Source organism: Labedaea rhizosphaerae (assembly GCF_004362825.1).
Classification (GTDB): domain Bacteria; phylum Actinomycetota; class Actinomycetes; order Mycobacteriales; family Pseudonocardiaceae; genus Labedaea; species Labedaea rhizosphaerae.
Genome location: NZ_SNXZ01000007.1, coordinates 279,467 through 301,613 on the forward strand (window position 1 = coordinate 279,467; position 22,147 = coordinate 301,613).

Genomic DNA, 22,147 nt, shown 5'->3' on the forward strand with positions numbered 1-22,147 from the left:
GCGTTCGGTCAGTGACCGCAGACCGGGCTCGCGTACCGGCACGCGACCGGCTGCGGGGTCTCGACCGGCACCCGCTTGTCGATCGAGGCGGCCAGCCGGATGAACTGCGCGTGCGTCCAGGCCAGCGGCATGGCCGAGAACGTCGGCGTGCCCGGCTGGAACGGTCCGGTGCCCGAGGGCGGCTGGTCGTCCCACACCTGCTCGGGCAGCAGCCAGCTCGACGTGTCGCGCGAGCGGGCCATCGTGTCCAGGTAGGCACGGGCGTTCAGCCCCGCGGCCAGCCGGTACTCGCCGCGTTCGCCGGTGAGCAGGGGCCACCCGCGACCGTGCGTGATGCCGGATCCGGTGTCCGTGGGTTCCCACTGCGAGCCGTCCGCCTTCTCGCCGTAGCCGTCGAAGCTGGCCCGGTGCCAGAACGGGCCGTTCGGCGTCTCGTAGCCGAGTTGCCGGTCGACGACGTCGAGCGAGTTGACGATGCGCGGGTCGCCGGGCGCGAGCACGCCGAGGCGGACGAGTTCCAGGAAGCTCGGGTCGACGACCTTGCGCTGGTCGATCAGCGGGCCGCCGTCGGAGAGCTGGAGCTCGGTCGCGGCATCGGCGTCGCCGTCGGGCGTGATGCGCAGGAAGTACGGCTTGGCGCTGTACGGCCCAGTGGTGGTGACCGTCCACTTGCCGAGGCTGTCGCGCCAGGAGTCCGCCACCGCCAGGTACCGCCGCGCCCGGGTGTCGTCGCCGTTCTCGCGTGCGATGTCGGCGCCGGTGACCAGACCGGAGATCTCGGCGGCGATGGTCGCGGGGGAGTAGCCCGACGCGTTCTCCCACCGCTCGCCCGGGGTGCTCGGCCCGTTCGTGACCACGTAGTCCTCGGCCTTGCGCACGTGCTGCCAGTCAGAAGGACCCGTACGGCCGAGTTGCGCGGCGAGCACGGTCGGGAACGACACCTCGTCCATCTGCAGCCCGCCGAACACTGCCTCGCCGGAGAGCCGGCTGTTCTGCGGGTAGGACCCGTCCGGTCGCTGCTGCACGTCGAACAGGTAGTCCAGCGCGCGGTCGGCGGCGCCCCGGTCGCCCATCGCGAGCAGGGCGGTGGCGATCTCGTACTGGTCGCGCGACCAGACCGCGTGGTAGACCGCCAGCGACTGCAGCACGTTGGCCCAGGCCCACGGACGGCCGGGCGAGGCGACGAAGCCGCCGCGGTAGGTCTTGTCCTCGCTGCCCGCGAGCACCATCTGCGAGACGTGGTACTCCGTCGCCCACTTGCGGGCCGCGTGCGGCACCGGCGCGAGCGTCGCGAGGTACTTGTGCCACCCGGCGGCGTAGTGGGCCAGGGCCGGGGCGAAGCCGGCGTCCAGCGAGGACTTCGCCGTCGACAGCGCCTCGGTGGTGCTTGACCCGAAGCCTATGGCGAGGGTGACGTGCTGCCGCCCGGCGAGACCGGTCAGGCTCGTCCGGCCGGTCTGCACGACGTTCCCGGGCTTGTCGGCGGTGTAGGTCCAGTCCATCCGGTGGTCGGCGGCCAGATCGGTCCAGCCGTCGCTGGCGCCCTGGTAGCCGCTCGACGTCCTGGTGAACCCGCCCGAGACGAGCACCGCGTCGCTGTTCGTCCCGTCGCCCGCGACCAGGGCACCGCCCTGGGTCTTGCCGGTGTCGTCGTCGCCGGTCATCGACAGGGCGGGGTCGTGCAGGACGTACACATGGTAGGGCTGCCCGGTCAGCGAGCGGAAGTCGATGTCGACCAGTACCGTCGAGCGAGCCGGATCGGTCGTGTAGGTCTTGGTGATGACGTACTTGCCGGATTTCGCGCGGTCGGTCTGCCGGTAGGTGAGGCTGCGCGGGTCGAGCAGACGCACCTCGTGGGTGGTGTCGGTGCTCTCCCGGTCGGTGAACGTGCGCCCGTCGGTGACGACGAGCTGGGTGTCGCGGGTGCTGGGCGTGTCGATGCGCGGGTAGTAGATCTCGCTCATCTCACCGGCGTGCAGGGTGAACCAGACCTTGCTGGCCGTGCCCCTGGCCGTGCCGAAGCCGGCCTTGTCGCCGGGGACCCAGTCGCTGGCGGTACCCGGAGCACCGGGCGCCGGTCCGCTCGACGCGGCCGCCTGAGCCGGTCCGGTGGCGATTCCGAGCGACACGACCAGAGCCGCCGCCGCGCCGGCTGTGACGCTTTTGCGAAGTAATCGAGGCGTCTGCACCTAGGACCTGTACCCCGAACCTAACAAGATCACCCAAACAATTTGCGGACCGGTTCCGGTCGACGGCGTGCGAGGCGTCCAGCCTTGTCCAGAGTTGTCCAGGGTTGTCCAGTCCACGGCTCGGGACCGGGTCGGCTGGCCTTGACTGTGGGCCAAGCCGCTTTCTTCGCCGCAACCGTCGGGGGTGCAGCAAATGGCGCTGGTCCAACGCGTACTGGCAGACGGAAGACAAGTCAGTCCTTTGTGTCTTGGTGCGATGTGGCTGGGCACCAGGGTCGATGAAACGATCTCGTTCGCAATCTTGGATCGATTCACCGAAGCGGGCGGAACGCTGATCGACACCGCCGACAACTACGCCTACTGGCTGGACAACGGCGCGGGTGGCGAAAGTGAAGCGGTCGTCGGACGGTGGCTTGCCAGCCGGCGTGCACGCGACCGCGTGGTGCTGGGCACCAAGGTCGGTGCGTTGCCCGCGGCGCGGGGGAGCGGCCCCGAGGGCCTGTCCCCGCAGGTGATCCGTTCGGCACTGGAGGACAGCCTCCGCCGGCTGCGCACCGATCATGTCGACGTCTACTGGGCCCACATCGAGGACCGCGCCACACCACTCGCGGACACCGTGGGCGCGCTCGCCGACGCGGTCGACGCGGGCAAGGCCCGGATGCTCGGCGCCAGCAACCACGCCACCTGGGCCGTGGAGCGAGCACGCACCCTGGCCAGGGCCGACGGCCGCGCGGGCTACTCGAACCTGCAGTTGCGGTACTCCTACCTCCAGCCCCGCGTCCACGCCCCGCTGCCGAGGCACGGACACCTGCACGCCACGGAGGAGACGCTCGACTACGTCAGGTCCGAGCCGGACCTGACACTGTGGACGTACAACTGCTTGCTGGCCGGCGCCTACGTCCGGGCGGACAAACCGATGCAGGAGGCGTACGAGCACCCGGGCACGGCGGCGCGCCTCGCCGCGCTGCGGGAAACCGCCGACGAGCTCGGTGCGACGGTCAACCAGGTCGTGCTGGCGTGGCTGCTGCGCACGCCGAAGCTGATCCCGATCATCGGGATCAGCACCGTCGCGCAACTGGATGAACTGCTTGGCGCACATGACGTGGAGCTGACCGAGGACCACGTCAAACGGCTGGATTTCGCGGACTCGTGCGAGCCGCCCGATTGATCGGCGCTACGCCGCCCGGGCGATGCCGGAACGGTAACGGCCCAGCCGTACCACGATCGACCGGTCGTCGCCGACGATCGCCCGGCGTCCGTGCATGGCGCGGGAATTGTCGATGAGAAGCACGTCGCTGGTGCTCCACCGCACATCTTCGATGAGTTGTTCGGCACACCGCTCCACGGTGTGCACCACGTCGTCCGGAACCGGATCGCCGGTGGAAAGGGTCACACGATGAAGGTGCTTGGCGATGAACGGACCCTGCCGGTGGTAGTGGTAGAGCAGGCTGGTGGAAATGGCCGTGTCACCCCAGAACGTCTTCGTCACGAATGGCGAGCGGTACGTGCCGTCCAGGTTCCCGCGGTCGTCGAACTCGAACTCGTAGGTGGTGTCCGGGCCGAACCGGGCCATCAGTTCGGCGACCTTCGCGGGCACGGCGGCCGGGTCACGGGTGCCGAACAGGACGCTCCAGCGCTCGATCGGCAACACGAACCGCCACACCAGTTCCTCGCCGCGCAGGAACTCGCGGGTGCGCTCCGGCAGCGCGGCGAGCAAGGCGACCCCGTCGCACACCGTGGTCTGCCCGCCGCGCGACGGCGCGTGCTGGCAGAACAGCGTCACCACGTCCGGTTGCGTCGGCAGGAAGGACGACTCGCGGTGCAGCGGCATGGCGTCGCGGCCCTTGTTCACGGTCGCGACGTTGGTGCCGCTGGCGCCCACCGCGTCCCGTTCCCGGGTCGCGACCGAGTGGTACGGATCGATGTCGAAGATGCGGTCGGTGAGCTCGACGAAGCCGTCGAGAGTCCGATCGGGATCGTGAAGTACCACCACCCCATGGGTTTTGAGCGCGTCCAGGGCTGCGTCGGGATCCGATCCCGTTATCACCATCGCCATGAGCGAAATTATGCACGGTCGAGCGGGCCTGTCAATTTTCGTTGTGAGCACGGGACTTCACCGCCTGTACGGAGTGAAGTGCTTGTCGTGCAACGAATTCGTGGGACGGAGGACAGGAATGGCCTTGGCTGAACCCGTGGTGACGATCGCGTCCGGCGCTCCACCCGCCGAGCTCGTCGTCGAGGACGTCGTCGTCGGCGACGGCGACGAAGCGGCGCCCGGCAAGCAGGCGCTCGTCCACTACGTGGGGGTCGCGCACTCCACGGGGGCCACGTTCGAGTCCACTTGGGAGCGTGGCAAACCGTTGGGGTTCCCGCTGGGCGCCGGGTGGCTCATCGACGGCTGGGAGCAGGGCCTGCCGGGCATGCGGGTGGGCGGGCGACGCAAGCTGACGATCCCCCCGCACCTCGGCTACGGCGACGAGTGGGCGGGCACGGTGATCAGACCGGGCGAGACGCTGGTCTTCGTGGTCGACCTGCTGGCCGTGGGTTAGGGCACGACCTTCTGCAACGAGGCACGACGAGGGGCACTAGGAGCCGTGATGGTCACGACGGTAGGGCAAGCCGTTCACCAAGATGTGCGTCGGCCGCGGCACCGGACCGACGACGCACAGGGCCGAGCGCGTCGAGTCCGGGTCGGGCGCCCACGGAATGCGGTTGGGCGCGATCTCGCCCGGCGCGACGAAGATCCGGTCCGCGAGGTGCGTGTAGTCGATCGTGTGGACGCCGTCGGTGGCGCGCAAACCGTTAGGCAGCAAGCTGATCCGGATGGGCCGCCCAGCTGGTCGCCGATAGGTGCCCGCCACCGCGGACAGGTCCGGGCACACGGTCGATTCGCCTTCGCGCCGCCACGAGCGGGGACCGGCTCCGAGCAACGCGAGCAACCGGTCGAAGTGTTGCTGGCGGACCGGCGTGATGGCCGGGTCGTCGCCGTGGTTGTCCAGCCACGCCACGCCGACGCCGAGCCCAGGCAGGAACAGCAGCTTGACCCAGCCGCCTTCGTGGTGGCCCTCGTGCCCCACGCCGAGGTCGTCGCCGTGCCGCGGGCCGATCGCGATGGCAAGACCGAAGTCGCGCGTGATGTCCAGGCCGACGTCGACGTAGCGGGTGTGCGCTTGTGCCGCGGCCTGTTCGGTCAGCAAAGGACGATCACCGCCGCGCAGGTGCACGATCCCGAGCCGCGCGAGGTCTCCGGTCGTGCTGAAGGCGCCGGTGCTCGGCGCGGTCATCGGCCGCCCGTCGAACCTCCGGCGTACGGTCCACGCACCGGCCTTGGTCCGCACGTGCTGTTGGCTCAGTGGGTAGGACATGGCCACCAGGGGGTCCATTGTGGACCGTGTCATCCCGGCCGGTTCGAACAGGGTCTCCCGCATCGCGTCGGCGAACGGCTTTCCGGTGATCCGCTGCAGGAGGTAGCCGGCCAGCACGATGCCCGTGTCGCTGTAGCCGAAGACCTCGCCTGGTTCGCCGAACCGGGGCGCACCAAGGCAAGCGCCGAGCGCGTACTGCTCGAGCGGGTCGGCGCTGAGCACGGCCGTGGTGAACGGGACGGGTCCGCCGACCAGGCCGGACGTGTGGGTCAGCAGGTGGCGGATCGACGTCGTCTCGAATCGATCCTTGCCGGTGGCATCGGGCAGGTACGAGCTGATCGGTTCGTCGAGGTCCACCCGGTCGCGCGCCGCGAGCACGGCGAACGCGGTCCCGGTCATGACCTTCGACAGGCTGTACACCAGCCCGACCGTCCGCGGGGTCATCGGCTCGTGCGGTCGTTCGATGCTCGCGACACCGCAGGCCACCTCGGCCACGATGCCGGTCGCGTCGAACAGGCTGGCGCTGACACCGGTGACCCCGGTCGCGGCACGGAACTCTTGCAGCACCGCGGTTGCGTCGCGTGTGTCCACAGTGGGCACAGTTGGCACTGCGGTCTCCTCTCGCGTCGGGCACCGCGCCTGGGCCGGCGCTGGTGGCATCATGCCCGGTTTTCCGGGAGATCGACACAGGCAGCAGGGATCGCAGCGACCAAGGAGGACCAGTGCGAGTCTTGATGATCACGCACGCCTATCCGCCGACCTTCGGTGGCGTCGAAAGCCACGTGTGGGACATCAGCCAGGAGTTGGCCGCACGCGGAGACGACGTCCTGGTCGTGGCCGGAGGTGAGGACGCCCCGGCGCCGGGAGTCGTTCCGGTGCACCGTCATCGCGCGATTTCGGTGCAGGCGCTGCTGGCCACCCGCGCCGGGCTCGCGCCGACGGCGCCGCCCGATGCCGCCGCCGTCGCCGGCCTCACCGCCGTGCTGGCCGACGAGGTCGCACGGTTCCGGCCCGACGTCATCCACATCCACAACGCCCACCACTTCGGACCCGAACTGGCTCGGGCGTGCCTGGACGTGGCGCAGGTCCCGGTCGTGAACTCACTGCACGACCGGGTCGGTGAGCACCTCTACGCCGACGTGGTCGACTGGCCGTGGGCGCTCGTGGTGTTCATCAGCGACTACCTCCGCGAGGCGCTGCCCAGCACCCGTCCCGCGGTCACCCGACGGCTCGGGATCGACCTCGCCGACTTCGCCGTCGACGGCCCGCGCGACGAGCGGCTGACCGAGCTGACCGGACCGGTGATCTTCCACCCGGCGCGGCTGTTGCGTTGGAAGGGCGTCGAATGCGGGGTGCGTGCGTTCGGTGAGGTCCACCGCGACCTGGGTGGCTCGCTGGTGTTGTGCGCCTCGGAGAACATCGTGGACGACCCCGTGGAGGTGCGCGAGTTCCGGCGCGAGCTGGTGGAGCTGGCCGACGAACTCGGTGTCGGCCACGCCGTGCACTTCATGAGCTTCGACCGGCAGCAGATCAGTTCTGCTTACCGGGCAGCGGATTTGATCTGGTACCCCACCATCGACGAGGAGCCGCTGGGCCTGGTCCCGATCGAGGCGATGGCCTGCGGCGTGCCGCTCGTGGTGTCGCGTTCGGGCGGCATGAAGGAAACGGTGCTCGACGGCGAGACCGGCCTGGTCGTGCCCAAACAGGACCCGGGTTCGCTCGCCGCGGCGGCGCGCAAACTGCTGTCCGACACCGCGGCGCGCGAGAGCATGGTGCGCGCCGGGATCACGTGGACCGAGCAGTTCAGTCAGACGCGCTACGTGGACTGGTTGCAGGAGGCGTACCAGTCCGTGATCAACGCGTCCGGGGTGTGATCGGCCGTGCCGGACCCCGAGGAGCGGTTGCCGCGAACGGCGGCGGCCTGCCGCGAGGCGGTCGCCTCCGGTGCCGTGCTGGGCGTGTACGTGTCCGCCGGTCACCGGGACGAAATCGCGGTGAACCTCGCGGTGGGGCACGCGGCGCCCGGTGTGCCCGCCACGGTCGGGGACATCGGCGAGCTGCGGTGCGCGGTGAAACCGTTGACAACTTTGTGCATCGCCCACGCCGTGGAATCCGGACTGCTCGACCTGGACGACACGCTGAGCCGGTGGGCGCCCGCCGGCGCCGGCGGGCAGGTCCGCGCCTTGTCGTTGCGGCAGTTGCTGACCCACGCCGCCGGGCTGCCGAACTTCGTGCGCACCGACGTCTACGACGTGGGTTTCGACGAGTACGTGGCGATGATCTTCGCGGCCGACATGCGACCGCGTGCCTGGTACGGCGAGCCCATCTACAACCTCGCGCTGGGCTGGCACCTGCTGGCCTGGGTGCTGCAACAGGTGTACGGCGCACCGATCAGCAAGCTCGTCGCCGAGTTGGTGACCACGCCACTGGGCCTCGCCGGCCTCGGCCTGATCGACGAAGGACGCCTGAGCCGGCCGGTGCACCGGCGCACGCTGGACCGGGACTACCAGCCGGTGCGCGACACCGACGAAGAGACCTTCGCGACGCGGCCGAATCCGGCATACGGGGGTTTCGCGTCGACCGACGACCACCGGCGGTTGTACGCACACCTGGCCCGCGCGCTCGCCGCCGATGAGGACGCGCACCCTGTGGTCGGCTCGTCGACCCTGCGTGAGCTGGTCCGGCCGCACGGCACGCTCCGATTCCGGTCGTGCGGTCCCGCGCTGCCCTTCGGCCTCGGGTTCTTCGTCGGTGGTGCGGCGGTGGGGTTCGGCCCGGACTGGGGTGCGCGCTGCTTCGGTCACATGGGGTCGATCCGGGCGCACCACGTCACCGCCGCCCTGTGCGATCCGGCGAGCACGACCGCGGTCGCGGTGGCGCTGTCCAGCGTCGGCCCGGCCAACAACGACGTCTTCCTGCGGCTGGGGAAGACCTTGCACGCGGACCTGTTCGACCGCGACCGCGCGGTTCCCGGGTGAACCGCGCCCCGAGATGTCCTGTTCGACACGGATGCTGGAAGGAGGTGACCAAGAGATGACTCAGGCACTGCCAAGGGAAATCGTCACCGACGAGGTCGAGTTCATCCCCGCCGAGGGGATGGTCCGATTCGGTTCCGACGCTGATTTCGAGGAGGAATTCGGCGACTTCAGCGAAGAGCGGATCAAGGTGGTCGGCGGTTCGGACTGCATCGGCACGTCCGGCTTCTGCAACGACTGCACCTGCTGACCCGACGGGGTCGGCTCCGGCGGTGCGCCGGCACGAAAGTGGCGCACCGCCGGGCAGCCCCAGCCACCGCACACCTCGGGGAGTGAAATGCCTGTCACAGCGCCCCATCCGGTCTTCGACCCCACGCCGGTTCCCGCGCGCGGCGACCGGTGGGCCATCGAAGACCTGGTCGGCCCGTTCGGCGTGGTCACCGAGCCGCAGCGAGGCGACACCAGAGGCTGGCTGCCGCCGGAGGTCTCGCTCTACGTCGCCTCGAGCGGGGACGTGTCGACCGTCCGCGGCGAGGACATCCCCGGCCCGCCGGGCGTCGGCGGCGCCGGTCGCGGGGTGAACGACCCGGCGCTGGCCCGGCGGGTCGCGATCTGCGAGGCCGTGGAGCGCTACGCGATGATGCACGCGCGCCGGTTCGAACTGATCACCGCGACCGCGGCGGAGCTGGGCGCGGACGCCCTGCCGCTCGACGACGTCGCGCGCTGTTCGAGTGCGGAATTGCGCCGGTCCGGCTGCCCGCTGGTGCTGCCGGACCCGGACGCCCCGATCCGGTGGGTCGAGGGCATCGAACTGATCAGCCGCGAACCCAGGCTGGTGCCGCTGGTCATGTCGCACATGCTGCCGACGAGGACCCGGCAGGAGAACTTCTGGCTGCCCATCTCCACCGGGTGCGCCATCCACCGCACGCCGATCACCGCGTTGCTCAGCGGTCTGTACGAAACGATCGAACGTGACGCGTTGTCCGTGGCGTGGCTGCGGTCGCTCCCGCTGCCACGCATCGACCCGTCGTCGATCTCGCCAGCCACTCAGCAGCTGGTCGACTGGTACCGGGACCGGCAGATGGTGGTGCACCTGTTCGACGCGACCACCGACGTCGCGATCCCGTCCGTGTACTGCGTGATGGAGGCGCCGAACGACACCCGCGTCGCGCAGAACGTCGCCTGCGCAACGGGGTTCGACATCCCGGCCATCGCCGAGAAGGCGATCCTGGAGGCCGCGGCCGTCCGCGCCGCGCTCAAGGAGCGGCTCAACACCCCGCGCCGCTACCGCGATTTCAGCGAACCCATCGACGGTGCGGTGTACATGGGGCGTGCCTCGCGCCGCAAGGCGTTCTCGTTCCTGCTGGACGACGTCGACCGGCGCCCGGCGAGCATGCCGGCCACGCGCACGTTCGACTCCGCCGAGGCCGAACTCGCCCACGTGCTGCGGTTGCTCGGCGACAAGGGCATGGCCGTGTACGCGGTGGACATGAGCCCGCGGGAGGTCGAACAGGTCGGCTACTGCGTCGTGCGCGTGCTGGTGCCCGCCATGCAGCCGATGTCGTTGATCCCGCTCGCCCAGTACCGCGGTCACGCCCGGCTCCGGCACGAGCACCCGGCGGCCACCGGCGTGCAACGCACCCGCGAGCTCAACCCGTGGCCACAACCGATGCCGTGATGGAGGGGAACAGCAGATGACGGGAATTCTGCGCCTTGCCGGGCGAGGTGCCTTCGCCCGCGCAGTGGTCGACGACCTGCGCGCCGCCCTCGACGAGCTCGGCCGGGATCGCCTGCTCGAGGGAGCCGATCCCGAGCCGGGCGCCCGCGCCGTGCTCGTCCTCGCCGACCACGGGGATCCGTTGCTCGACGAGGTTCCCGAACGGTGGCACGCGGCGGGCAAGCCCTCCCTCGTGGTCGCCCACGTGCACCCGGATGTGCGGATCGGACCGCTGGACGTCCCCGGCACGTCGTTGTGCCGGATGTGCTTCGCCACCCGCCAGCGCCAGCACGACCTGACCCACGCCCCGCAGCCGTGCTGGCCCGGAGCCGAGCTGGCCATCGGGGTCGACGGCTTCCCGCCCTACCTGACCAGCCTGGTGGCGGGGCTGGTGGTGGACCGGCTCGCCGTGCTGGACGACCTCGACGGGACGGCCGGCGGTGAGGTCACGGTCGTCAACACCGAGAGCATGGCGTGCCGCACCCACCCGGTCGTCGCGGTCAACCGCTGTGCGCGCTGCGGCGACCAGAAGCCCGTCGGTCTCAAGACCGCGGGGCAGCCGATGTTCCCCGACCTGGCGAGGGTGCCGCGATGACCACGAGGGTGCGCACGCAGCGGTTCGTCGAAGGGTTCGGCTTCCTGCCGCACGCCGACGGGCTGGACGTCCTGGGCGGAAGGCGGACCGCCCGGCTCAAGGGCGTGCAGCGCGGTGAGCTGACTCTGCGCGTCGCCGGCCTGATCCGCTCCGGTCACGCGGTAGCGGAGATCGCGACGGTGCTGGGGGTGTCCACAGAGGACGTTGAGGCGCGGGTTGCCGCGTTGCGGCGGGTCGGTGCGGTGACCGACCTCGACGTCCCGCCCGGCCCGGCGCAGATGGTCCGGTTCTTCGAACGCACGCTCGGCGTGGACGCCGCCGCGAGCGCGGTGCTGCGGCTGGCGCAGGCGACCGTCCGGCTGGTCGGCGAGGTCGGCCTGTGCGCCGCGCTCGCGGACCAGTTCGCGCGCGCCGGAGTGCAGGTCGTGACCGACGACGCGGGACCCGAGCCGCCCACCCTGGTGATCAGCTGCGGCCGGTCCCGGCCGGAGACCGATCGACCCACCCTGTTGCTGGATCGGGACGGCGCCGAGTTTGTGGTCGGCCCGCTGTGCAACGTGCCCGGCGGCCGGTGCACGCACTGCGCACCGGTGTCGTCGGGTCCGGCCGGCGACGAGCCGCTCCTGGAACGGTTCGCGGTCGCGCAGACCGTCGCCGAGGCGGTCCGCTTCCTGGCCAGGACCGGGCACTGCCGCACGTCGACCGGTGCGCTGCGAATCGGCGAACGCGGTCGTGCCATGCGGTTCGAACCGGTAGTCCGCGACGCGACCTGCTCGCACTGCGGGCTCGGCGCTGGCCTCGGTACCGGCCTCGGTACCGGCCTGACGAGTGAGCAGGCCCGCGCGTACGAAGCCTTCCAGGGCGCGGACCTCCCGCTCAAGGGCAACTGGTCGTACCCGATCACACCGATCCACCTGCCCCGCGCGGACAGCACCGTCAAGGTGGTGCCGATGCCGCTGGACGACGCGATCCTGCGCGATCGGCCGGACCTGCAGCAGCTCCTGGCCACCGTGACGAAGGCGCTGGCCGCCAAGTCCGGTCGTGCGGCGGTGCCGTCCATCGGAGGTTGCCGGCTGCTCACGGTGTTCGTCGGCGGGATCACCGAGCACGGCCCGTTCCTGCACCTGATCGACCGGCGCAACGGCGTGCCCCGGCCACTGCCCACCACGGGTCTGACCGAGGGCTCGGTGCTCAGCGCCGACCGGCTCACTGTGATCGTCAGCGCGACGCTGAGCCGAGCGGAAAACCTGTTCGGCGCCAAGGCGAAGCTCGCCATCTACCAGGACACCGGCTTCCTGACCGGCACGCTGCGCGCCGCGCTGGCCGCCACCGGCGTGCGCGCCGAGCGCCGTCCCACGCCGGTCGCGCCACCCGGCGACCTGCGCGGGCTGCTCGGCCTCGACCCGACCCGGGACGTGCTCACCGCCGTCCTCGACGTGCACGGCACACCTGCCGCCGCGGCACCGGTCCGCCGCAGGCAGGCCGCCCAGGTGCACCGCGACGACCTCGCCGCTGTGGTGGCGGGGTGCTCGGAGGTGTTCGTCCGTAGCTACCGCGTGGCGGGGCTCGACGCGGGCCTGTACTCCGTGCGGGACAACGAGTTGCGGCCGATCCCCGCGCCGGCGGCCGAACTCGACGTCGCGCTCGCGGACCGCGGACTGGCCCCGGCCGCGCTGGTGGTCACCAGCACCGACCTCGGCGACGCACTCGTGACGCACGGGCGTTCGGGGATCGCCACGACGATCGTCGAGCACGCCGAGACCGCCGTGCGGATCCGGCGCGCCGCGGCCGACCGCGGCCTGGACGCGCTGCTGTGCGCCGACCTGCCCACCACCGCCGTCGCTCCTGACGACCGGGGCTGGCGCACCGCCCACCGCACCTTCGCCGCGGTGGCCATCGCCGCGGCCGGCGGCCTCGACGGGGCGCGGCAACCGGAGGTGCGGTGGTGAGCGACTGGCAGGAACACCTGGTCGTCCGGCGCTGCCACCCGCTGGCGGCGACCGCGAAGACCCCGGACACGCTGACGTTCGCGCTCGCCTTGTCGAGCGTCACGGTCCGCAACCTCGACCCGGGGGTGCACGCCGCGCTGCTGGCCGTGGACACCGAGTCGATCTCCCTCGCCGAGTTGACGCGCATCGCGCGCGCCGTGTGCCGGGACACCGACACGACCCGGCTCCTGCGCGAGCTCGGCCGGCTCTACGTGCGCAAGGGCCTGGCGTTCGCCGTCGAGCACGGGACCGAGACGCTGTGCACGCTGTGGTCGACGAGCTCGCTGGGCACCGCCACGCTCGACCTCGCCGAAGCCGGTCACCGCTACCGGATGTCGAGGTTCGCCGTGCTGCGCCGCGAGGACAGCGACCTGGTCGTGGACAGCCTGGCCGGCCACGCCCGGCTGTCGATCCAGCGAACGGAGCTGGCGGCGGCGCTCGCCGGATTGCACCGGCCCGCCACGGAGCCGGACCTGGCCGCCTCGCTCGCGGCGGCCCTGCCGCCAGAGGTGCTGGGGGCCTGCCTGCGGCTGATGGTGCTGGGCGGCGTCGTAGGCATCGTGGACGAGGACGGGAAGCTGCCCGAGGACCGCGATCCTGACCTCGACCTGCGCGACCCGCACGACCTGTTGCTGCACAACCGGAGCAGGATCGGCCTGACCACCGACCCGGTCGGCGGCACCTACCGCATGGCGGGCACCCGGCCACCACTGCCGGCGCTGCGCGCGGCCTGGTCGGGTGCGCGCACCGCGCTACCGCGACCGGACCTCGACGCGCTCACCCGCACCGACATGCCACTGACCGCAGTCATGGAGCGGCGCCGATCACGGCGCAGGTTCGCCCCCGTGCCGCTGAGCCTGGACGAACTCGGCGAGTTCCTCTTCCGGGTGTTCCGGGTCAAGCAGATGCTGCCCCTGGACCCCGATGAGCCGCACAGCTACGAAGGTTCGTTGCGACCGTTGCCCAGCGCCGGCGACGCCCACGACCTCGAGGTGTACGTGGTGGCGGGCCGGATCGATGGGCTGGGCCGCGGGCTGTTCCACTACGACCCGCTCGAGCACACGGTGGCGGAAGTGGCCGGACCGGGGTACCCGGTGTCGGCCCTGCTGGGTACCGCCAAGCTCAGCGCCGCCATCCCCGAGGAACCCCCGGCGTTGATCGTGCTGGCCTCCCGGTTCGGCCGGCTGGCGTGGAAGTACGAGGGACTCTCGTACGCCGCGACGTTGAAGAACGTGGGCGTGGCCTATGCGGGCATGTACCTGGCGGCGGAGGCCATGGGGCTGGCGGCGTGCGGGCTCGGCTCAGGTGATGCCGGCTCCTTCGGCGCCGCCACCGGGGTGAAGCCCTACGTCGAGTCCTCGGTCGGGGAACTGATGCTCGGGCCCGCGGCGGTGGCCGAACCATGAGCGCGTCCATCGACACCGTCCTGCGCGACCACGCCGACCGGATCGGTGACACCACGGCGATCGCGTGCTGTGGCCGCTCCGGTGTGGACGCCGTGTCGTGGTCGGAACTGGAGTCGCGCACCGGCGCCATGGCCGCCCAGCTGCATGACCGGGCGGTCGACCGGGCGCCTGCCTGCCTGGTGGTGTCGTTGCGCCGCAACGATCTCGCCGAGGTGCTGGCGCTGGTCGCCTGCCTGCGCACCGACCTTCCCACGCTGGTGCTCAGCGGCAGGCAACTCGCGCCCATGCACGAGGCACTGCTCGACCAGGTGCGGCGTACCGGCCACACGCTCGTCTCCGCGACCGAACCGGAAGGCGACGAGCGGCGGGCGGCACCGGACGGCGGCGCGACCCTGCCGCCCGGCTGCCTGCTGCTGGCTTCCGGCGGTTCCACGGGCAACCCGAAGCTGGTCGTGGACCGGGGAATCCGTGCCACGCCACGAAAACCCGCCCAGCTGCGGCCGATGCTGCACACCGGGTGGCGGGGTGGCCAGCGGCAACTCGCCGCCAGCCCGCTGTACCACGCGGCCGGGCTCACCCCGTTGGTCGAAGGGCTTGTCTGCGGCAACACAAGCTACGTCCCGCAGGTGTTCGACCCGGCGGGCCTCGGCGAGCTCGTCGACGAGCACGACTTGCACTGGCTGCAGATGACGCCGTTCCACATGGGCGCGGTGCTCGCCGGGGCGAACCCGCCGTCCCGGTGGCGGCGGGCGCCGAACCTGGTGCACATGGCCGAATACTGCCCGGCCGCGGTCAAACAGGCCTACCACGACGCCCTGGGCGCGACCAGCGTCCATGAGATGTACACCGCCAGCGAGGGCATCGGCATGACGATGGCACGGGGCGACGAGTGGGAGGCGCGGCCCGGCACGGTCGGGCGAGGCTTCCTCACCGTGGTCCGGATCGCCGACCGTGACGGGGTTCCGCTCGGTCCACAGCAGACCGGCGAGGTCTACCTGCGCAGTGCCGCACGCACCGGTGCGACCTACTTCGGCGCCACCGGGCGCCTGCGCGTCATGCCGGACGGCTTCGCGACCCTCGGCGACCTCGGCCGGCTCGACGAGGACGGCTACCTGTTCCTGCGGGCTCGGCAGGTCGAGACCATCTCCGTCGCGGGCGTCACCGTCGATCCGTCCGATGTGGAGACCGAACTGCGCGCTCACCCCTTGGTCGCCGACATCGGGGTGTGCGCGACGAGCAGCCGGGAACTGGGGGAGCGCGTGGTCGCCGTCGTGGTCCCCGCCGGTGACGTGACCGAGGCCGAACTCCGCCGCTGGGCCCGAACGCGGCTCACCGCCGCGCAGCTCCCGGCCAGGATCCTGTTCACCGACGCGTTGCCGCGGTGGGACACGGGCAAGCTCGACCGCGCGGCCCTGTTCCGCTCGGTCAACACCCCGTCGCCAGGAAAGGTGATGTCATGTGGGAGTACGTAGCTCTCGGGGACGGCGCCGACCGGATCCGCGCGCACCCGGAGATCGCCGAGTGCGCGGCCGTGCGGTCACCCGGTGATCGGCTGTACGTCCTGGTCGAGCAGCAGGGCCTGACCTACGGTGCGGTGCTGCGCGACATCGTGCTCGACGAGATCGCCGCGATCCACCCGGACATCGCGGTGGCGGTCGTACCCGCGATCCCGCTCACCGCCGCCGGCGAGGTCGACCCGGCCGCGGCGACCGCCCTCGCCGAACAGTTCGTGACGGCGGACCGATGGGTGTTCGCCCTCGAACCACCTGCCAGTGAGCAGGAGAAGGCGGTCGCCGAACTGGTGCTGGACGTGTTGAAGGTCAAGCGGATCAGCATGACCGACAGCCTGCCGTTGCTGGGCGCGGACTCCCTGGTGCTCGTCGAGCTCAGCGCCGCCATCACCGAGCAGTTCGGCGTCACCGTCAACGGCATGGACCTGTTCAACGTGGACAACATCCGGGAGCTGACCGCGCTCGTGTTCGCCGACGACGAGGACCCGCCGGTATGAGCGGTGATCGGCCGCCCCGCCTGCTCGTCGGGGCGTGCGGCTCGATCAGCGTGGTGAAGCTGCCGGCGCAGTTGACCGCCCTGCGGGCGCTCGGCGCGGACGTCAAGGTCGTCCTGACCGGCTCGGCCGCATCCTTCCTGCCGGTCGGCACCGTGCGGCGGTTCGCTGACGTGGTCACCGATGACGACCACGTGTCGCTCGCCCGCTGGGCCGACCTTTTCGTGGTGCTGCCGTGCACCGCCAACACGCTCGCGGCCATCGCCCAAGGGCTCACGCCCAATTCCGTCAGCACGATCGCCATCGCGCACCGGCGCCCGCTGCTGTTGTTCCCCGCCATGAACGCGGACATGTGGGCGGCACCCAGCGTCACGCGCAACGTCGAGACCCTGCGGGCGGACGGGCACACCGTGATCGACCCGGTGCCCGCGCCGGTGTACGAGGTCGCCAGTGGCCAGGTCGTCGACGGCATCGCGCCGCCACCTGTCGACCAGGTCGTCGCCCTGGTTCGCGATCGGTTGCGTGGCACCGACTCGGCGGCCGCCGTGGTGGCGCCACGCCTGCAGGCGCTCATCCGCGGTTACCGCGGCACCGCGGTGGTCGGTGCCGCGGTGCGGCTGGAGCTGGCCGAGCACCTCGGCGACGGCGAACTCACCGCGGCCGACCTCGCCGGCAAGCTCGGCGCCGAGCCGGAGCGGCTGCGCCCCTTGCTGAGCGCCCTCGTCCACTGTGGACTTCTGGCGGTCCGGGACGGCCGGTACCGGCTCACGGGTGACGGCCTGCTGCTGGCCACCCCGGCCGTGCGCACGGCGGCGCTGGCGGCCAACGAACTGGCCGCGCCCGCACACGCCCACCTCGCGGACGCGGTGACCGGCCCGGTGACCGCCTTCGAGCGCGCGTTCGGCACCGACGTGTTCAGCTACCTGGATGCCGACCCGGGGCTTGCCCAGGTGTACGGCGACGCGATCGCCACGCCCGGGCTCATCGAGGCGGTGGCCCGGCGGCGGGACCACGCGAACAAGCACGTCGTCGACCTCGGTGGTGGGACGGGCGCGCTGATGGCGGAGATCCTCCGGCACCACGACACCGCGCGGGGGACCGTCGTCGACCTGCCGTCGACCGTCGACCTGGCCCGGGAGCGCCTGCGGGCGTTCGGCGACCGGGTCGCCTGCGTCGCCGGGGACTTCCGTGAAGCGGTTCCCAGGGACGGCGACCTGTACCTGTTGTGCCGCGTGCTGGCCAACTGGACCGACGACGACGCGACCAGGGTTCTCGAACGCTGCCGTGCGGCGATGCCCCGGCACGCGGTGTTGTACATCGTCGAAATGGTGCGGTCCACCGACGACCACGACGTCAGCCACGCGTTCGGCGAACTGGAACTGCACGCCACCTACGGCGGCCGGTTGCGCACGGTGCCGCAGTGGAACGCACTGCTCAGCGCCGCCGGGTTCGCCGCTCCGCGAGCCGCGTCCCTTCCCGGTGGCTGGACCATCCTCCGCGTCGAGGCACCTGACCAGCAGTGAGCCGAACGCCGGCGGCTAGGGTCACCGCGTGGTTGGACCGTCGGACAGCGAAGATCGACGTCCCGGGTCGGTGGCCGCGGTCGGCGAGGAACCCACGGCGATCGGGCGAACCTGGACCGGCGTGCTGTTCCGCGGTGCGGGTGGGCGACCCGCTGTGCTGCTCGAACTGGTCCTGCTGTTGCTGTGGTTCCTGGTGTTCACGCGTCTGGACGCCGCCGCGGGCCGGGACCTCGCGGCCGCCAACGCCCATGCGCTGACCCTGCAGTCCATGGAACACGCGGTGCACCTCGACGTCGAGCGCAGCGTGAACGGTTGGCTGGCCGGGAACGCGGTCCTCGCGCAGTCGGCGGTGTACCTGTACCGGCTGTACTACGCGGTGGTCGTCGGCGTCCTGCTGTGGGTGTTGGTCCGGCACGCCGAGGTCTACCGCAAGGTCCGCCGGACGATGGTCGCGATGACGGTGCTCGTGCTGCCGGTCTACTGGGCGGTGCCGATGTCGCCGCCACGTTCGGCACTGCCGGGTGCGGTCGACATCGTTGCCAGGTACGACATCCTGGGCCAGGCCGGGCGGGACAGCTGGACGCATCCCAGCCACTACACGGCCATGCCCAGCCTGCACGTGGGCTGGTCGCTGTGGTGCGCGTACGCGGTGTGGTCCGCGCTGCGCGGCACCCGTCCACGCCTGGCGTTGTTGTCGTGGTTGTTCCCGCTGCTCATGGCGGCGGACGTGCTCGCAACGGCGAACCACTACGTCCTCGACATCGTCGGCAGCGTCGCGCTGCTGGCCGCGTCCATCGTGGCCGCGTCGCTGTGGGGCCTTGTCCGCACGCGCGGCCGACCCCGCGAGTCGGTCCACAACGGTTTCGACCGACCCACCGGCCACGGCTCGTAACGCCGGTCTCCGGTCGGGCGACCTGGTGGGTACAGCGGGCGTACGCCCGTTCGGCGGCTAGCGCATCGGCGGTCCACCATGGCGCAACCAGAGCAGCGGCCCCGGCCCGTGGTCGAGCGCCTCGAGGACGGGCAGAAGATCGGCGAGTTCGTGGGCTGGGCGATCGGCGCCGGCTCCGCGGTCGTCGGCTTCGTGCAAGCACACGGTGGACCTGGTTCGATCCTCGTGCAATTGGGCATCTTCGGCTTCGCCTGCTACATCTCGGTATTCGTCGCCGTGCCGGTCGTCCTGGGTCTGTTCGCAGCCCTGGAGAAGGTCACCGCCCGCGAGACCACGGACCTCGCCACGGCCGTGGTCCTCGGAATAGCCCTGCTGGCCGGTGGCGCCCTGATTCGCTTCGGCCTGTTCTACGACGGCATCGGCGACGACTTCGACACGATCGGCAAGGTGTTCGCGGGCCTGGTCGGCGTCGCGATCCTGATGGCACCGCTGGTCCTGCTCTGGTGGCGCAAAGGCAGCCGTCCGAAACCTGCCGGGCCCTGACGCCGCGTCAAGCCAGGCCGTACCTGATCGTCCTGTACAACCTGACAACGGCCCGCGGCAGGTGACCGTGTCGAAGTCGACTTGGGTGCCGAGGTATCTGTCGCATGTGGTTGGTAGGCGGTGCGGTACGCGCCCTCATCGGCTGGTGGCCTGTCCGTGCAGTTCTTCGATCGCCGCGCGTTGCTCGTCGCCTTCTGGTGGCAGTTGCCGCAGAGCGGCACGCAGCACCTTGGCTGCTTCCTTCTTGCGGTTCAAGCTCAGCAGCAGGCGCCCGCTCAGGGTCTGGGCGGCGACCGCTTCGCCGGTTGCGCCGATCGACCGGAACAGCGGGATGACCGGGTCCACACGAGCCAAAGCCTCGTCGACGCGTTGGTGGTCGGCCAGGATCTGGGCGCCGTCGTAGCCCAGCATGGCCCGGTGCCACGAAGTCGTGGTGTCGGCGTCGTCGAGACCGACCTTGGTGGCCGCGGCATCGAGGGCCTGGAGGGCGCGTTCGAGGTCGTTGGCGCGGTGCCAGGCCAAGGCAGCGCGGCGGCGGTTCTCGACTTCGGCCAACGGCTGCCCAGCGGCTGCGTAGGCATCGGCAGCACGGTGGAATCGTTGTGCCGCTTCGTGATGGCGGTCCTGCTGCGCGAGGACGACGGCGATGTGAGCATGCGCCTGGCCAACGCCGCCGTGGTCGGCCGTCGCCGCGCGGGACGCGGCGAGCTCCTCGAACACCACGATCGCCATGGCGAACCGGCCGAGGTCGCGGTAGGCGCTGGCGAGCAAGAACCGGGCCCGGTCGAGCGCTTCGGGGTCAATGGTCCGTTCCAGCCGCGGTGACACGTCCTCGAGCGCGTCGGCGGCGTCGTCCGGTCGTTCCAGCCGCAGGCAGGCGTCTGCGAAGTCCACGCGGGCCAAGGCGTCCCCTACCGGGTTACCGGCCGCGGCGAACTCCGCGACCGCCCAGGCGAACGCCGCGTGGCTGTCCTCCACCCGGCCCTGAGCGGCGACGACCCGACCGGCTTGGTGGTACGCCTGGGCGCGTACCTCCGGGTCATCTGACGCCTGTGCCTTGCGCAAGACCGCCGCGGCGGCGTGGAGGTCACCGGCCGCGGTGTGCAGGTGCCCGAGCAGCAACTGGGCTTGGCACTGCCCTTCCCGCGCGTCGAGCGCACCGAAGCACTCGGCGGCCCGGCGGGCGTGGTCGATGGCCTGGCGCAGGTTCTCCGGTCCGGATGCGGCGAGCGCGTCCGCCAGCCGCAGCGCCAGTTCGGCGTGCAACTCACTCGCCGGAGCCGCGCCGGCCAGTTCGGCTGCACGCTCGAGGGTCGCGATGGCCTCCGCGAACCGCCCCACCGTCCGCTGGGCGTGCGAGAGCCGGCCCAGCGCACGGGCGGCCTGCTCCGGCCCGGCGACGGCGAGCACCTGGTCGACGCGGGCGCGCAGAGTGGCCACGGCCGCCACCGCCGCGTCCGGGCTCGGTGCGGTCGTGACTTCCAGCAAGTCGATCCGGCTCAGCGCGGTCAGGCTGCGCTGCTCGTCACCCGCCTCGGCGAACAAGGCCGCGGCCCGCGTCCACTGGTCGCGCGCGGCGGCCGGGTCGTCGTCGGCGATGAGGTCTCCCCGCTCGTCGAGGCTGCGTGCCAGCAACTCCGGCGACGGGTCGGGGCACACCTCGTCGAAGCGCCGCCACGCGGCCGCGGCGACGCGGTCGTCGTGCTTGCGAGCCGCTCGCTCCGCGAGGTCGGCCAGTTCCTCCGCCGACAACGCCGGGTCGACCTGGGCCGCCGGTGGCGTGGCCCGCGTCAAGCGGGTGGTCGGCAGCAATCCCGACAACGGCAGGTGCTCGACGATCGGTTCGGCGGCGAGCACCGCGTGGACCCAATCGCTCTGCCTGCTCGTGCCGTTGCGTGCGTCGAAGCGCATCGCCAGGGCCAACGCCCGGTCCCGCAACTCCGCTTCGAGATCGGCAACGCGCGAGCCGGCGTTGCGCCGCCCACGCACCGGCAGACCGCCCTGGCCTGCCTCGGCCATCCGGCGTAGCAGGGCGGCCGCCGCGGCCGAGAACGCCATGTCCAAGCTGGGCGACGGCGGCCGGTCGAGCCGGTCGAGGTGGCGTTCCAGCAACTGCAGCCCGCGGGTGTGGTTGCCGGTGAGCGTGCAGAACCGGAGGTGCTCCGCGACGAGGGACAGGTTCGCGTGCTCCTCTCGCAGTGACAGGTATGCCCGTCGGTGCGCATCGGCCGCTTCGTCCAGTCGTCCGGTGTGCAGGTAGGCGGGCAGCAGCGCGGTGAGGAGGCGCTGTGGCTGCTCCTGGCAGTCGAGGCCGCCGGCCAGGACCGGTATCGCCATCGCGATCGCTTCTTCGTCGCGGCCGACGTCGGCGAGGTGCTCGACCCTCCCGGCGGTCTCGCACCCGAGGCAGTCGGACAGCTGATCGCGCGGCGTGGCCCACCAGAGCCGGTACTGCTCGGCGGCGGCGACCGCGTCACCGACGTGGTCGGCCACGTACCAACGGTGCTGGTGCACGGCATTCACACCGAAGCCGGCGGCCCGGTAGCGGCGCTCCATGTCGTCCAGCACGCCGTGGATGTGGTGCAGCGGCACCTCGGAGAGCCCCAGGAGAGCCATGATGATCGATTTGAAACACCAGAGAAGGCTGTTCCTGCACCCATGCTCCGACTTGGTCCGGTCGTGCGCGGCGACGCACCACCAGAACGTGGCGAACGCCTTGCTCGGTTCGTCATCCTCCAGGTACGCGGAGGTTGCCAGCATGCGTGCGTCGAGGGCCAGGTCGGTGTACCGCAGTGCGTCGGCCTCGCGGATGACCTTCTCCAGCACGGCGATCTGCGCTGGACCACGAGGCATCGAGCACGACGAGCGGAGCAGCCCCACCAGCTCGGCCACGGTGCGCGTCATCGGTTGTCCTCCACTGGCATGGTCTGCTCGAGGCAATCCGCGCAA

The 22,147-nt window shown here is 71.2% G+C and carries 18 protein-coding genes; 14 read left to right on the plus strand and 4 right to left on the minus strand.

Annotated elements, in window-relative coordinates; all coding sequences use genetic code 11:
* Window positions 1-8 precede the first annotated feature (8 nt).
* Window positions 9-2,129 carry a glycoside hydrolase family 15 protein gene (locus EV186_RS32020; RefSeq protein ID WP_133853241.1) on the minus strand — a complete coding sequence of 707 codons (2,121 nt, stop codon included), beginning with the start codon at window positions 2,127-2,129 and terminating at the stop codon, window positions 9-11.
* Between the two features lie 253 nt (window positions 2,130-2,382).
* On the opposite strand from EV186_RS32020, the gene EV186_RS32025 reads away from it, so the two are divergent.
* Complete coding sequence (locus EV186_RS32025; RefSeq protein ID WP_208115886.1) at window positions 2,383-3,357, plus strand: aldo/keto reductase; 975 nt, start codon at window positions 2,383-2,385, stop codon at window positions 3,355-3,357.
* Window positions 3,358-3,363: 6 nt separating this feature from the next.
* On the opposite strand, the gene EV186_RS32030 is transcribed toward EV186_RS32025, so the two are convergent.
* Entirely contained in the window at window positions 3,364-4,245 is an 882-nt protein-coding gene (locus tag EV186_RS32030) for a TauD/TfdA family dioxygenase (protein ID WP_133853242.1), read from the minus strand.
* 118 nt (window positions 4,246-4,363) lie between these two features.
* Here EV186_RS32030 and EV186_RS32035 point away from each other — a divergent pair, with 118 nt between their 5' ends.
* Window positions 4,364-4,738, plus strand: a complete 375-nt coding sequence (locus tag EV186_RS32035; protein ID WP_133853243.1) for an FKBP-type peptidyl-prolyl cis-trans isomerase — start codon at window positions 4,364-4,366, stop codon at window positions 4,736-4,738.
* A gap of 36 nt (window positions 4,739-4,774) precedes the next feature.
* On the opposite strand, the gene EV186_RS32040 is transcribed toward EV186_RS32035, so the two are convergent.
* On the minus strand, window positions 4,775-6,163 hold the full coding sequence (locus EV186_RS32040; protein ID WP_166659424.1) for a serine hydrolase domain-containing protein: 1,389 nt from the start codon (window positions 6,161-6,163) through the stop codon (window positions 4,775-4,777).
* 113 nt (window positions 6,164-6,276) lie between these two features.
* Between EV186_RS32040 and EV186_RS32045 the strand changes: the two genes are divergently transcribed.
* The 12 genes from EV186_RS32045 (at window position 6,277) to EV186_RS32100 (ending at window position 19,198) form a co-directional block, all read left to right on the plus strand.
* Entirely contained in the window at window positions 6,277-7,428 is a 1,152-nt protein-coding gene (locus tag EV186_RS32045) for a glycosyltransferase family 4 protein (RefSeq protein ID WP_133853245.1), read from the plus strand.
* 6 nt (window positions 7,429-7,434) lie between these two features.
* Window positions 7,435-8,532: a serine hydrolase domain-containing protein gene (locus tag EV186_RS32050; RefSeq protein ID WP_133853246.1), complete on the plus strand. Its 1,098-nt coding sequence runs from the start codon at window positions 7,435-7,437 to the stop codon at window positions 8,530-8,532.
* A gap of 55 nt (window positions 8,533-8,587) precedes the next feature.
* Window positions 8,588-8,779, plus strand: a complete 192-nt coding sequence (locus EV186_RS32055; RefSeq protein ID WP_133853247.1) for a hypothetical protein — start codon at window positions 8,588-8,590, stop codon at window positions 8,777-8,779.
* A gap of 87 nt (window positions 8,780-8,866) precedes the next feature.
* A complete protein-coding gene (locus EV186_RS32060) occupies window positions 8,867-10,207 on the plus strand; it encodes a YcaO-like family protein (RefSeq protein ID WP_133853248.1) in 1,341 nt (446 codons plus the stop codon).
* 16 nt (window positions 10,208-10,223) lie between these two features.
* Window positions 10,224-10,841 (plus strand): TOMM precursor leader peptide-binding protein, encoded by a 618-nt coding sequence (locus tag EV186_RS32065; RefSeq protein WP_133853249.1) that lies wholly within the window; start codon window positions 10,224-10,226, stop codon window positions 10,839-10,841.
* On the plus strand, window positions 10,838-12,790 hold the full coding sequence (locus EV186_RS32070) for a hypothetical protein (protein ID WP_133853250.1): 1,953 nt from the start codon (window positions 10,838-10,840) through the stop codon (window positions 12,788-12,790). The genes EV186_RS32065 and EV186_RS32070 overlap by 4 nt, the downstream gene beginning before the upstream one ends.
* A complete protein-coding gene (locus tag EV186_RS32075) occupies window positions 12,787-14,235 on the plus strand; it encodes a SagB family peptide dehydrogenase (RefSeq protein ID WP_133853251.1) in 1,449 nt (482 codons plus the stop codon). The genes EV186_RS32070 and EV186_RS32075 overlap by 4 nt, the downstream gene beginning before the upstream one ends.
* A complete protein-coding gene (locus EV186_RS32080) occupies window positions 14,232-15,707 on the plus strand; it encodes an AMP-binding protein (RefSeq protein ID WP_133853252.1) in 1,476 nt (491 codons plus the stop codon). The genes EV186_RS32075 and EV186_RS32080 overlap by 4 nt, the downstream gene beginning before the upstream one ends.
* A complete protein-coding gene (locus tag EV186_RS32085; RefSeq protein WP_133853253.1) occupies window positions 15,692-16,243 on the plus strand; it encodes a phosphopantetheine-binding protein in 552 nt (183 codons plus the stop codon). The genes EV186_RS32080 and EV186_RS32085 overlap by 16 nt, the downstream gene beginning before the upstream one ends.
* Window positions 16,240-17,763: a methyltransferase gene (locus tag EV186_RS39185; protein ID WP_166659425.1), complete on the plus strand. Its 1,524-nt coding sequence runs from the start codon at window positions 16,240-16,242 to the stop codon at window positions 17,761-17,763. The genes EV186_RS32085 and EV186_RS39185 overlap by 4 nt, the downstream gene beginning before the upstream one ends.
* Window positions 17,764-17,791: 28 nt before the next feature.
* On the plus strand, window positions 17,792-18,655 hold the full coding sequence (locus EV186_RS32095) for a phosphatase PAP2 family protein (protein ID WP_243754402.1): 864 nt from the start codon (window positions 17,792-17,794) through the stop codon (window positions 18,653-18,655).
* A gap of 78 nt (window positions 18,656-18,733) precedes the next feature.
* Entirely contained in the window at window positions 18,734-19,198 is a 465-nt protein-coding gene (locus EV186_RS32100; protein WP_133853254.1) for a hypothetical protein, read from the plus strand.
* A gap of 135 nt (window positions 19,199-19,333) precedes the next feature.
* Here EV186_RS32100 and EV186_RS32105 read toward each other — a convergent pair whose 3' ends face one another.
* Window positions 19,334-22,102 carry a hypothetical protein gene (locus EV186_RS32105; protein ID WP_133853255.1) on the minus strand — a complete coding sequence of 923 codons (2,769 nt, stop codon included), beginning with the start codon at window positions 22,100-22,102 and terminating at the stop codon, window positions 19,334-19,336.
* Window positions 22,103-22,147 lie beyond the last annotated feature (45 nt).

Excerpts from the sequence above, each read along its gene's own strand:
- EV186_RS32025 (WP_208115886.1), top strand. The coding sequence starts at position 2,383 with ATGGCGCTGGTCCAACGCGTACTGGCAGACGGAAGACAAGTCAGTCCT.
- EV186_RS32030 (WP_133853242.1), bottom strand. The coding sequence starts at position 4,245 with ATGGCGATGGTGATAACGGGATCGGATCCCGACGCAGCCCTGGACGCG.
- EV186_RS32035 (WP_133853243.1), top strand. The coding sequence starts at position 4,364 with ATGGCCTTGGCTGAACCCGTGGTGACGATCGCGTCCGGCGCTCCACCC.
- EV186_RS32055 (WP_133853247.1), top strand. The coding sequence starts at position 8,588 with ATGACTCAGGCACTGCCAAGGGAAATCGTCACCGACGAGGTCGAGTTC.
- EV186_RS32060 (WP_133853248.1), top strand. The coding sequence starts at position 8,867 with ATGCCTGTCACAGCGCCCCATCCGGTCTTCGACCCCACGCCGGTTCCC.
- EV186_RS32065 (WP_133853249.1), top strand. The coding sequence starts at position 10,224 with ATGACGGGAATTCTGCGCCTTGCCGGGCGAGGTGCCTTCGCCCGCGCA.
- EV186_RS32070 (WP_133853250.1), top strand. The coding sequence starts at position 10,838 with ATGACCACGAGGGTGCGCACGCAGCGGTTCGTCGAAGGGTTCGGCTTC.
- EV186_RS32080 (WP_133853252.1), top strand. The coding sequence starts at position 14,232 with ATGAGCGCGTCCATCGACACCGTCCTGCGCGACCACGCCGACCGGATC.
- EV186_RS32085 (WP_133853253.1), top strand. The coding sequence starts at position 15,692 with ATGTGGGAGTACGTAGCTCTCGGGGACGGCGCCGACCGGATCCGCGCG.
- EV186_RS39185 (WP_166659425.1), top strand. The coding sequence starts at position 16,240 with ATGAGCGGTGATCGGCCGCCCCGCCTGCTCGTCGGGGCGTGCGGCTCG.
- EV186_RS32100 (WP_133853254.1), top strand. The coding sequence starts at position 18,734 with ATGGCGCAACCAGAGCAGCGGCCCCGGCCCGTGGTCGAGCGCCTCGAG.
- EV186_RS32105 (WP_133853255.1), bottom strand. The coding sequence starts at position 22,102 with ATGACGCGCACCGTGGCCGAGCTGGTGGGGCTGCTCCGCTCGTCGTGC.